The organism is Virgibacillus sp. LDC-1 (assembly GCF_030137545.1).
Taxonomy (GTDB): domain Bacteria; phylum Bacillota; class Bacilli; order Bacillales; family Amphibacillaceae; genus LDC-1.
In genome coordinates this window covers 141,692-153,152 of sequence record NZ_JARUVL010000007.1, presented here as the reverse complement: position 1 = coordinate 153,152, position 11,461 = coordinate 141,692, and the positions used below count along the sequence as shown (strand labels likewise).

Here is an 11,461-nt window from a genome sequence, read left to right as displayed (position 1 = left end):
CTTTCGTATATAGAGTCGGTTTGACGGCCAGCTCTATTATACCGAAAGGAGATTTGTCTGTTACAACTCTACAAGTTGAATTCTCACACAGGCAGAGCCTGTGGTTTTAAAACCAGTAATAAAAACGCAAACCCTTGTTTATAATTCAGGTTTGCGTTTTACTATTATGAAGTAATTCCTATCTATGTAGTTATACGCCGCTATCAATAAAAATGGTTAATACTTTTGCACCTTTATTATCGACAGGGATGAAAAGATGGGGATTCGTTCCTTTAAAATAGGCAGTATCTCCTTTTTCCAACAAATGCTTCTCGTCGGCATAAAGCAAGTAGATTGCGCCCTCGAGAACATAAATAAATTCATCCTGTGAATGCGTGTATGGATCATGTCTTAAATTTGTATCCTTTGGTGTCACATGAACGATTGTTGGCTCTACTCCTGTAAATGGGGATCGGGCTAAAAGCTCATAGGAATAGCCCATATTCACATCGCCAACCTGGAATGTTCGATCGTCTTTTGCGAGCATGACTAGATCTTTTTCCGGTTGGTCATCTAACACCCAAGAAAGCGGAATTTCTAACGCGTCACAAATTTTCGAAAGCGTTGCAACAGCAGAAGCTGTTTGGCCATTTTCAATTTTTGAAAGTAAGCTTTTGGAGATCCCACATTGATCTGCAATTTGCTGCTGTGTTTGTTTACTGCGTAATCGAGTCTGTTTTATTTTCGTTCCGATATGCTGTAAATTGATTGGAAGTCTCCCCTTTCCAACTTGTCCTAATCGTGTTTATATCATAGAACAGTGCTGAAGACTCGTCAAGCACGCTTTGATAACGTAGAAATTTCTACACAGCTAGCATTATCTAAATTATTTTGTTTGTGACATAAAAAACCCATCATCTATCCGAGGATAAAATGATGGATTTCCAAAAGATAACACCTAGCAAATTTCAATATTCCTTTATCTCTGCTTTGCCATTTTATTGATGTGCAATAGCATAAGCGAGTGATTTGCTAGGAAGTGTTTTTCCCAGTTTATTTTGCATAAACAATCCTGCTTCTTGCATTTTCCGTTCGCTTATATTCGTTTTAATTCCCATTCCGTGTAAGAGATAAAGTACATCATTCGTTGCGACATTTCCTGCTGCACCTGGGGCGTATGGACAGCCTCCTAATCCTCCGACAGAGCTATCAAAACGAGTAATCCCGTACTCCAAGGAGGTAAGAATGTTTGCGATAGCCATCCCTCTCGTATCGTGATAATGAAGGATAATCTTTTCTTTTGGGTATGTCTTAAGTACAACATCGAGTAATGCTTCGACTTGGGATGGCACAGCAGTTCCAATCGTATCACCAAGGGAGATATCGTCTATGCCATATGCAAATAAATGATCAATGACCATTCGTACCTGTTCTGGATTAATCTTTCCTTCATAAGGACAATCAAAAACAGTAGATACATATCCTGTCACATGTTTTCTGGCATCTTTGGCATTTTTAATTACCTCTCCAAGCACTGGGTATGTCTCGTTCAACGATTTATTAATATTCTTTTTATTATGACTTTCACTTGCTGACATAAAGACCGATGCACCATCAATCCCCGCTTCCAAAGCAAGCTCTAATCCTTTTTGATTAGGTACTAATGCGGAATATCGAACATCGGGGTTGCGAATTATTTTCCGCCCCACTTCATGGGCATCTGACAACTGTGGAATCCATTTGGGATGGACAAATGAAGAGTATTCAATTTCTTTCACACCTGTTTCAGAGAGCATATTAATCCAGGCAATCTTATCTGATGTTGCCACATGCTGTTTTTCGTTTTGCAGTCCGTCCCTTGGGCCAACCTCTTTAATTTCAACAAACTCTGGCCAACGCCCCATTATCATCACTCCCATTCAAAAAGGTTATAAAATGAATGCGCTTTCATTGTATAATATCCACTTTTCCTTCTTCCTGTTCCAAACCACTAAAGAATTTCACCGTTATAGCATACATATTCACCGTTGTTTACTTTTATTCAACTTTGTTGAATAAACTATATAATAAAAATCCATGAAATGTCAACAAACATTCATGAATCGATCGCGCTATGAACTTGTAGAACTACAGCTTTCTTATAGGCATATTTTGTTCTATAAAAAGCGTAGAAACACAATTTTTAAGGTGATTTATATGGATTAGGAGAAAATAAACAATTGAAAAAAAACAAATACAAGTAGAATAGAGGCAGCTAGATTAATATTTGCATATACTCTTCGGCCCTTTTCATATTCAGCCAATCCAATTATTAACGTCAAGGCAGCTAAAGACACAGTTAAATATGGTAGAAAGTGAAAGTTATTCGTTATTAGCGCTAGGGCAGCAAGTAGAAGGACGACAAATTGCAAGATTAGTTTTATTATACGGAGCAATTGGTACTCCCCTTTCCAATTAATAGCAACGTCTATATATAATACGAATAAAGGGGCCATTTTGTTTCATTAATACCCTTATATATCCATTTTAAGCTAAAAAAAATGAAAAAATAAACTTGCAACCAATCTTTGAAAAGGAATTATTTACCACTATTATATCAAACGTTTTCGTGAAGTCCAATAATTTACAATTTTGTAAATTAGATTCAAGCTACTTACTCAGCACCTCTTATTGGTCTTGTTATATTCCATTAATTGTTCCTTTCTTGTACCCATGTTAGTTAATCGTACAAAAAATGCCGACAAGAAATCCTTTCTCTACGGCATTTTTGAGACTTACTATATGATTAACGAACGACTGCAGGCCCAACTAGCACTTTGGGATTTGTTCCTAAAGCAAGTCGACAAATTGTAGCATAGCCTAGCTTTTGATAGCTAGCTAGAAGCTCGAGCAAATCTTCAGCAGTCTCGTCCATCTTTAATTTCTCTACCTCTTTTTGGTATAGAGCAAGTACGAATTCACTTTGATGTGCTGGCGTACACTTACCTGGATTCTCATCCATGATAAGACAGCCTAAGAATTGTAGCTTATATTGTAATTGTCGAGTTAATTGAATCACATTGACAAATTTCTGATAGAGTGCAGGTTTAGCTTGTCGCATATTTTCGATCGCTTTTTGCGCGCGAAGCAACTCACTAAAGCTCGTTGTTGTAAGCATATAATCTCTCCTCTCTCGGTTTTTATGGATAATAGTGCTCTCAGACAGAGCTAACAGTTTAACAGTTACTTGTTAATCCCATGGTTTATTTAGGGTTAAATGAGATACAAGCTCCTTATTTTGTTTTCGCTTGATACTACGCATCTTGGCGCGTTCTTTCCCAGTCTCATACAAGTATTTTTCTTCCTGTGATTCAGGGATTACACCAGGTACCTCTACTGGTTTTCGATCCTTCCCTAAGGCTACAAAGGTGAGAAACGCAGTTGCAGCTATTCTTCTTTCTCCTGTATCCAAATTCTCGGCAATCACTTTACAAAATATTTCCATCGAGCTTTTTCCAGTATACGTAACGTACGACTCTACACATACGGAATCATCCTGTAAAATAGGTTCAATAAAATTCACAGAGTCTGTTGATGCTGTGACGCATTCTGTGACTCGAGAATGTCTTCGTGCCGTTAACGTTGCACATGCGTCCATCTTTTTCATTAAGACGCCACCAAACAATGTATGATAATTGTTCAGATCATTGATTAATACTTGATCGTTCTGAACAACACGTGTATCTTTAATTTTTTTTGGCTCCATAAGCCCATCACCTTATCTAAATGAATATTTTCCATTCCGCTAAATGGATCATGGAACTATTATAATACGGAGCCTCAATGACTGTACAATGCCGATTACACATGTGTTTCATAACACATTGTTATGAAAACGTTTTATTGCATAACAGACTCAATCCATGTTGATTAGCGTGGAACATCAACAATACGCACAAATAGAAACAAAAAAATTAGTGCACGAAGCACTAATTTGATAAATTATAGCCTATATTATGACAAGGTATCTGCTAGCTTGTCTTTTGTAAGTTTAATAAATTCCTTTTCCACTTGAGAGAGATGGGCATCCTTACGCCAAATAAACGCGAGCTTCCATTCAATGGAGGAATCGGTTACGGGTAGAGCCTCTACATTAGAGGAAAGCCCTTGTGCAACACTATCTGGAAGAAGTGTTATTCCAAGATTCGCTGCAACCATCTCTTCAATGAAATCAAGCTGGGAAGACTCTGAAATCACCTTTGGTTGAAAGCCAACATCTCGACATGCACTAACAATCATATTCCTTAACGTAAAATCCTGTGTAAACAGAATAAAGCTTTCTTTTTCCAAGTCGCGAAGCTCGACCGCTTCCTTTTTTGTTAAACGGTGAGATGCTGGAACAAGTAAGGTAAGTGTTTCTTCTGTAAAGGATACATAATCAAATGCATCATGTGTTTCTGGTAAAACAATAACACCAAAATCAAGTTTGGCATCGAGCATTTTTTCTTCAATCCCTTTCGAGCTATCTTCCTCTAGTTGAAAGGTTACCTCTGGATATACTTTATGAAAGGAAGCAATAAGCTCTGAAAAAAAGATTGAGTTAACAATCGACGGAATGCCAATACGAATATGGCCCTTTTTAAACGTCAATAGATGATCCAGCTCTTCCTGTAATGATAAAAATTCCTGTTCAATGTGCTTTGCTCGTTCGTACAATACTCGACCAGCATCCGTTAAGGCAAGTTTTTTGCGAGACCGAATAAAAAGCGGTGTCCCAAGCTCATCTTCTAATGATTTAATAATACGACTAATTGCAGGCTGGGTAATATACAAATTCTCCGCTGCTTTTGTAAAGCTCGCCACTTCTGTTACTTCAATAAAATATTGCAGATGCTTTATCTCCACAAATCCCAGCCCCTTTTTTATCGCTAATTAAAACGCACGTCGTTCGTTTCTTTTCTTAATAGTACGAGTTGATCTCCTTCATCCAATGGTAATTTCTTACGCAGCGTGACAAAGGATATCACGGCATTCTTTTTCTTAATAAATAACGGGATATCTGACTCCGCTAATAAAGGTTGCACCACTTTTGCTTTATCATCAATATGAATTGTCGTTAACGAATAGGTTGTATTTATTTTTCGGTTTAACTCTGGAAAGGTTGCCTGTTCATCAAATAGCAACCGTGTCTTTACAGATACGGGTAAGTCCGTTTGTCCAACTTGTTGATATGAAACAGACGGTAAAGAAAATGTATTATGATACCCGAATTCAGGTGCAAATGATTGCACCACAAGCGCATTATAAGATTTATCCCCTGTCATTGCTAAAATCGTTTCATAGGGGGTGAGGTCTGCTTCAAATTGGGCGTGCTCCGATAAAATTTCACCATGGTAGGTTTGTACCCCTTTATCAATCGCTGGTTGTAGTCTACCACCCGATGAATCAGCAATTAGTACAGGAATCCCCATTTTTTGTAAATATGTGGCCATGGCAATCGAAAAGCTACTTGCACCTACAATTAATACACCAGGTGGTTCATTATTTGCTAGTCCTAACTTTTTCGCTATCGGACCTAAAGAAAAACCATGTGCACATACGGTAATAAATACAAGAGCAAAGGTTAAAGCAGTTAATAAAGAAGCATCCTCGTAGCCGTCATTCATTAGTATCGTAGCGAAATAAGCCGAGACGGTCAAAGCAACAATCCCTCTTGGCGCTATCCAACCAATTAAGGTCTTTTCTGCCCTTGTAAGCTCTGTGCCGATTGTTGGCAGCCAAATCGATAATGGACGTACGATGAACAGCATCGCGAGTACAAAGCCAAGAATTGGGAGGGTAAAGATTTGGGCAATGGTTTCCCGTGGTAAAGAAGCAGTTAATAGAATAAACACGGTTGAGGTAAGCATGACAGAAATATTCTCTACAAAGTGACTAATATTTCCGATCGAGGAGACGTATTTTCTTGTCCGACCTAATGTAAGACCCATAACCGTTACAGCAAGCATTCCTGTTTCATGCATAATCACTTCAGCAATGGTAAAGCAGAGCAAAACAAACGCTAAAATAATTGGCGACTTTAAATATTCCGGAAACATCCCTTTACTAGCCATGATACTTATGATCAACCCAATAACATAACCGAGAATAACAGCAAGTATGGCTCCACCAAAAAACTGCAGCAAGTAATCCATGCTGAGATGTTCGTTTGTCATTACTTTAATTACCTCATATGCAAAAAGCGCAAGTAAAGGACCCGCTGGATCGACAATAATTCCTTCCCATTTGAGCACGGCTGCTGTACGGGGTTTTAGCTTTGCATTCCGAAGTAATGGAATAATAACCGTAGGGCCTGTTACAACAAATAGACCACCAATAATAAAGGAAATCTCTAAGTTTAAACCCGCAATAAAGTGGGCAGCTAATGATCCTAGAATCCAAGCTATAAAAGCGCCAACCGTAACAATTCTAAAAACCGATTTAGATACCCCTTTGATTTCTCGAATATCTAGACTAGAGCTTCCTTCGAATAAAATCACTGCTACAGCTAAGGAAATAAGTGGACTATATAACCCTCCTAGCGCCTCTTGCGGATTCATCCATCCTAATATCGGTCCGATTAATAGCCCTGCTATCGACATAATTACAATAGATGCCCATTGAATCCGCCAAGCAAGCCATTGCGAAAAGATTCCTAGCCCTAGTATGACTACGATGCTTATTAAAGCTAATTCTTCCATCTATTCACCTTCTATATGTAGAATATATTCATCTTTGCGTTTTAGATTATGTTTTATAGTTTATCAAAAAAACGAATGAATACCTAACTAAAAATCTAGGAGACGCCCCTTCTATTAATCATTACGAAAAAAGCGTTTTTGTATGGACAATTTAACAAAGTTATTAAAAAACAAGAGAAGTGGAACAGATCTCTAAGATCGGTATTCCACTTCTCAGTTCTAATAGAAAATACGTAATTTATGTCATCCAATTTGGCGGGATATTCTTATCCCAATAAATTTCCCCGATTTCATGATGCGTTTCAAAATTATCCTTACTTAAATGATAATGAAAATTAAACCAATACCCTTCTTGTGGTCGGTTATCACGACGAACATGGAATCTAGCTATATCTTTTTCATTCCGCACATCATATACATGAAAGATTTTTTCGCCATGTCCTTTAGCTGGCTGCTCAGAAATCGCAAAATAAGGAGCGGCCGCTTCATTCTCTGTTAATACCGTAGTTAAGACATTCTCTATTGCTGGTAAAATAAGTGTTGTAAATTCGTCCTCTACTTGATTAGCTATTTTTGGTCCTAACTTCGCAACTGCTTGCTCTCTAGCCTTTTCTGTCAGCTCGATAATATGGTAATCCGTATCAGTTAATACGGCTGATAGTTGTGATTTCTCCTGCTCTTCATGGACAAGCTTTACAGGAGAGGCTGTCTCGTTGAAGTTTGACTTGGAAGCAAATGCATCCTTATTATCATCCGCATTCGTATTTAGTACCGCTGGCGGTACATACATTCCTAATGTTACAATTGCAACAAAAGCAACAAATATCTTTCTAATCCAGAGCTTCATACGAATTCCCCCAATATATCGATCCTTACTTAAATTTTACCACTTTTATGACGAATGTCTATCATACTTTCATTCTATTTTTAGAGGGAATTGATAGAAAGGTATCGAATTAGACTATAGTACACGTTTCATTCTATATATAAATAAAGGAGGGATTCTTTTGATTCTTTATCGTCTCCCCATTTTAATTGCTGTTATGGGACTTGTTTATATTTATATCGTTCCTGCTGAACCTTTTGCCATAAAACTCATTTTCAAAATTGTTCCGATGCTCATGATTATTTATTATGCAGCAACAAAGATGGATGAAAATAAAAAGCCTGTACACCGGCTACTTCTTATTGGATTATTTATCTGTATGATCGGAGATGCTACCATCCATTGGTTTATTATCGGGCTGGCTGCCTTTTTAATTGGCCACTTATTCTATATTGCTGGTTTTATAACGCAGTGGAAGTTCTCCATTGGACGTTTTCTAGCCATTGTTCCAATTGGAATTTATGGCTTTCTCGTTGGACGAGAAATTATCGAGGCAGTCCAGGATAAAGGACAACAATCACTTATATTACCAATCATTTTTTACATGCTTACCATTTCGGTGATGGCTTGGACAGCCATTATGACAAGGAATAAATGGGCAACCATTGGCAGCCTATTGTTTGTCATTTCGGATTCTATTTTAGCGTGGAATAAATTTGTCGTTCCGCTCCAATATGCGGATTCATTAATTATGCTTACTTACTATGCAGCACAGTTTTTTATTGCCCATAGTTTATGGACAATAAGTGGAAAACGTAAGCAGATTATTTGGTAGCTGTGTACATATAAAACAACCACATAGAAAAGGAAGCCAGTGGTGGTAGGACACTCTCCCTTGGCTTCCTTTTTAAATCATTATGCACGTTTAAAATCGATTACTTGTTCTTCATGAAGCTTGACCGTTGTCTCACTTGGTTTTGTGGTGGCAATCACTTGACCATTGCGTATTGAATAGCGAACAGCTGCTTGTTTTCGAATCGCCTCAAACTCATTTTCGGCATCTAATACAATCAGGTTAGCCGGCTTGCCTACCTCGATACCATACGCTTGTTCTATATGCATTGTCTTCGCACTGTTTGTTGTAACTAGATCGATTGCATTTACAATTTCTTCATATCCCATTAGCTGTGAAGCATGGATTCCCATGTGTAACACTTGAAGCATATTACCCGTTCCTAATGGATACCATGGATCAAAAATATCATCATGACCAAAACAAACATTCATTCCCGCTTGAAGCAGCTCTTTAACACGAGTTAATCCGCGTCGTTTCGGGTATGTGTCAAAACGTCCTTGTAAGTGGATATTTACGAGCGGATTTGCTACAAAATTAATGTCCGACATTTGTAACAATCGAAACAGCTTATATGCGTATGCATCATTGTAAGAACCCATTGCAGTTGTATGGCTGGCAGTTACCCGTTTCCCCAACCCTCGTTTGTATGCCTCTGCTGCAACCACCTCTACAAAGCGGGATTGCTCATCATCAATTTCATCACAATGAATATCTACGAGTCGGTCATACTTTTCTGCTAAATCAAAAGCGATTTTCAGTGAATCAACACCATATTCGCGTGTGAACTCAAAATGCGGGATTCCACCAACAGCATCTGCGCCCATTTTTAACGCTTCTTCTAGCAATGCTTCGCCATTCGGAAAGGATAAAATTCCTTCCTGTGGAAAGGCAACAATTTGCAAATCAACAAACGGAGCCACTTCTTCCTTTACCTCAAGCATTGCTTTTAAGGCTGTCAGCTTCGCATCTGTTACATCGACATGTGTTCGAACATGCTGAATCCCTTGGGCAATTTGCCATGTTAACGCTTTTTTAGCTCTTTGCTTTACATCATCATATGTCAATGTTTCTTTTCGCTCTGACCACCGTTGAATGCCTTCAAATAGGGTCCCAGATTTATTCCATGCAGGCTCTCCAGCTGTCAATGTCGTATCAAGATGAATATGCGGTTCGATAAACGGAGCCAGCACCAACGCACCATCCACATCAAGTACTTCTCCCTCTTTTTCCTCACCATTTGCAGGAAATACAGCCGCAATTTTTCCATTTTCAAGAACAATATCCCAACGCCCTTGTTTTCCACGCAACACTGCATTTACGATTCTCATGAATTGCTCACCTTTTCCACGTTTGATAATACAACTTCTTTATTTTTAACGTTTGCGATTACCTTTGTTCCAACTACATGAATGATGGCTGCTCCAACTAAAGCATTAATTGGCGGGATTCCAGGCAGAAAGCTAGCAGCTACCCCTGCAGCCCATGCAAATAAAGCCATCCAATTAAAGGATTGGAATGTCATTTCTTTGTATGCTTTATATTGTCCACGATGCACGATAAAGAAGTCAGCTAGAATAATCGCCCCGATTGGAGGAAGCGCTGAACCAAGCAATGTTAAAAAGCCGACAAAATTGTTATATAGCCACATTGCTGCGATCGTTCCAATTAAACCATTTATCACGACAATTTTGTGCTTTGGAATTTTTGTAATATTAGAGAGCCCTAAGCCAGAAGCATATAATGCATTATCATTCGTTGTCCAAATGTTTAATCCAAGCACAATGATTGCGGGGATTAATAAGCCTTGCATAAACATAACTTCAGAAATATCTGCCTGCCCTGTTGCAATGGAACCGATCGCCCCGAATAGAAACATCAAGGAATTCCCGATAAAAAAGGCGATGACCGTAGAAATAACCGCTGACTTCTTTGTCCGTGCAAAACGCGTAAAATCTGGTGTTAATGTGCCCGCACTAATAAATGAACCAATACAAATGGTTAACGCTGCAGCCAGTCCAATTGCCTCGGTTGGTTCATAATCGAGTAATGATTGAAAACCTCCTAGGCTTTCTGTTGCTTTAAACGCGGATGTTGTACCAAGAATAGAAATGAGAGGTACAGCGATAAAGCTTATAACCGCTAATGCCTTCATCCCAAAAAATGCCGTAATCGTCATTAATATGCCCGCAATTCCAATTAATACATAAATGTCGATTCCAGTAACCTTCTGTACTGGTACTGCAAACATGGCTGTCCCTACTCCAAACCATCCAATTTGTGTGAACGCAAGTAGAAATGAAGAGATATAAGAGCCTTTTTCACCAAAAGCATACCGTGCTAATAAATGCGTGGAAAGACCTGTTTTGGCAGCCATGTACGCTAATGCCCCTGTGTATGCTCCAAGAATAAGATTTCCTGCTAATACAATGCCGATAAACTGCATAAAAGTAAGCCCCTGTCCTAGCTCACCGCCAGACCACATACTTGCTGAGAAAAACGTTAGTCCTAGCATTACTACAAGTGTTTTCCAAAAACCATTCCGATGCGTATGAGGCACAGCCTCTAGCGAAAATTCAAGATCTATCTTTTTCATTTTAGGTTCCTCCTCTTATTTAGGCGTCTTGGCTGCTAAATATTACAGTCGAGACAGTAAATTTGATAGGTGGCACCAGAGCAAGAACCATCGCAGAAGTCAAAAAAAGACTTCCTGTCACGATGACAAGAAGCCTGATTTTGATGAATGCACAGAACACAGCAAATTTAATATCTCAACTAAATTTTGCGATGCGCATTGTTCATCCGAATCGATATCCGCTGCCCTTGTCAGCCTCACAGGACTGAATTAAAGGTACCCTTTTCAATTAATAGAATTATTGCAGAAAAACACCTTGATGTCAATAGGATTAAATCGTAAGGAGTTTGTTACGTATTTACGGGAGCTACCTTCTACCTTTGATCGTTTCAAAGCGAAAAATAGTTTTGCTCCTTATCGTCGCATCTGAAATATACTCGCTTTCCGCGGGCGGCTGATAAGCCTCCTCGAGCTTCGCTCTACGGGTCTTATCTAGGCCTGTCCTCCCA

At 38.8% G+C, this 11,461-nt stretch carries 11 protein-coding genes and 1 pseudogene; 1 reads left to right on the top strand and 11 read right to left on the bottom strand.

Features of this window, described 5'->3' with window-relative positions; all coding sequences use genetic code 11:
- Window positions 1–190 precede the first annotated feature (190 nt).
- The 9 genes and pseudogenes from QBK89_RS08500 to QBK89_RS08460 all read right to left on the bottom strand — a co-directional run bounded on the left by QBK89_RS08500 (window position 191) and on the right by QBK89_RS08460 (window position 7,545).
- Window positions 191–526, bottom strand: coding sequence for a cupin domain-containing protein (locus QBK89_RS08500; protein ID WP_284140611.1), 336 nt, complete (start codon window positions 524–526; stop codon window positions 191–193).
- 36 nt (window positions 527–562) lie between these two features.
- Window positions 563–721 (bottom strand): annotated as a pseudogene (locus tag QBK89_RS08495) (helix-turn-helix domain-containing protein); the annotation flags it as partial.
- Between the two features lie 256 nt (window positions 722–977).
- Window positions 978–1,883 carry a hydroxymethylglutaryl-CoA lyase gene (locus tag QBK89_RS08490; protein ID WP_284140610.1) on the bottom strand — a complete coding sequence of 302 codons (906 nt, stop codon included), beginning with the start codon at window positions 1,881–1,883 and terminating at the stop codon, window positions 978–980.
- A 297-nt stretch (window positions 1,884–2,180) separates the two neighbouring features.
- Window positions 2,181–2,414, bottom strand: a complete 234-nt coding sequence (locus tag QBK89_RS08485; protein WP_284140609.1) for a hypothetical protein — start codon at window positions 2,412–2,414, stop codon at window positions 2,181–2,183.
- 350 nt (window positions 2,415–2,764) lie between these two features.
- Window positions 2,765–3,136: a hypothetical protein gene (locus QBK89_RS08480; protein WP_284140608.1), complete on the bottom strand. Its 372-nt coding sequence runs from the start codon at window positions 3,134–3,136 to the stop codon at window positions 2,765–2,767.
- Window positions 3,137–3,208: 72 nt separating this feature from the next.
- Window positions 3,209–3,724, bottom strand: coding sequence for an acyl-CoA thioesterase (locus QBK89_RS08475; RefSeq protein WP_284140607.1), 516 nt, complete (start codon window positions 3,722–3,724; stop codon window positions 3,209–3,211).
- A gap of 248 nt (window positions 3,725–3,972) precedes the next feature.
- Window positions 3,973–4,863: a LysR family transcriptional regulator gene (locus QBK89_RS08470; RefSeq protein ID WP_284140606.1), complete on the bottom strand. Its 891-nt coding sequence runs from the start codon at window positions 4,861–4,863 to the stop codon at window positions 3,973–3,975.
- 23 nt (window positions 4,864–4,886) lie between these two features.
- Entirely contained in the window at window positions 4,887–6,698 is a 1,812-nt protein-coding gene (locus QBK89_RS08465; RefSeq protein ID WP_284140605.1) for a cation:proton antiporter, read from the bottom strand.
- A 238-nt stretch (window positions 6,699–6,936) separates the two neighbouring features.
- On the bottom strand, window positions 6,937–7,545 hold the full coding sequence (locus QBK89_RS08460) for a YpjP family protein (protein ID WP_284140604.1): 609 nt from the start codon (window positions 7,543–7,545) through the stop codon (window positions 6,937–6,939).
- A gap of 160 nt (window positions 7,546–7,705) precedes the next feature.
- On the opposite strand from QBK89_RS08460, the gene QBK89_RS08455 reads away from it, so the two are divergent.
- Window positions 7,706–8,359 (top strand): lysoplasmalogenase, encoded by a 654-nt coding sequence (locus tag QBK89_RS08455; RefSeq protein WP_284140603.1) that lies wholly within the window; start codon window positions 7,706–7,708, stop codon window positions 8,357–8,359.
- Between the two features lie 80 nt (window positions 8,360–8,439).
- Here QBK89_RS08455 and QBK89_RS08450 read toward each other — a convergent pair whose 3' ends face one another.
- On the bottom strand, window positions 8,440–9,708 hold the full coding sequence (locus QBK89_RS08450; protein WP_284140602.1) for a cytosine deaminase: 1,269 nt from the start codon (window positions 9,706–9,708) through the stop codon (window positions 8,440–8,442).
- On the bottom strand, window positions 9,705–10,973 hold the full coding sequence (gene codB / locus QBK89_RS08445) for a cytosine permease (RefSeq protein WP_284140601.1): 1,269 nt from the start codon (window positions 10,971–10,973) through the stop codon (window positions 9,705–9,707). The genes QBK89_RS08450 and codB overlap by 4 nt, the downstream gene beginning before the upstream one ends.
- Between the last annotated feature and the right edge of the window lie 488 nt (window positions 10,974–11,461).

Coding starts and splice junctions, on each gene's coding strand:
- QBK89_RS08465 (WP_284140605.1), bottom strand. CDS start 6,698: ATGGAAGAATTAGCTTTAATAAGCATCGTAGTCATACTAGGGCTAGGA.
- QBK89_RS08490 (WP_284140610.1), bottom strand. CDS start 1,883: ATGGGGCGTTGGCCAGAGTTTGTTGAAATTAAAGAGGTTGGCCCAAGG.
- QBK89_RS08450 (WP_284140602.1), bottom strand. CDS start 9,708: ATGAGAATCGTAAATGCAGTGTTGCGTGGAAAACAAGGGCGTTGGGAT.
- QBK89_RS08480 (WP_284140608.1), bottom strand. CDS start 3,136: ATGCTTACAACAACGAGCTTTAGTGAGTTGCTTCGCGCGCAAAAAGCG.
- QBK89_RS08460 (WP_284140604.1), bottom strand. CDS start 7,545: ATGAAGCTCTGGATTAGAAAGATATTTGTTGCTTTTGTTGCAATTGTA.
- QBK89_RS08500 (WP_284140611.1), bottom strand. CDS start 526: ATGCTCGCAAAAGACGATCGAACATTCCAGGTTGGCGATGTGAATATG.
- QBK89_RS08475 (WP_284140607.1), bottom strand. CDS start 3,724: ATGGAGCCAAAAAAAATTAAAGATACACGTGTTGTTCAGAACGATCAA.
- codB (WP_284140601.1), bottom strand. CDS start 10,973: ATGAAAAAGATAGATCTTGAATTTTCGCTAGAGGCTGTGCCTCATACG.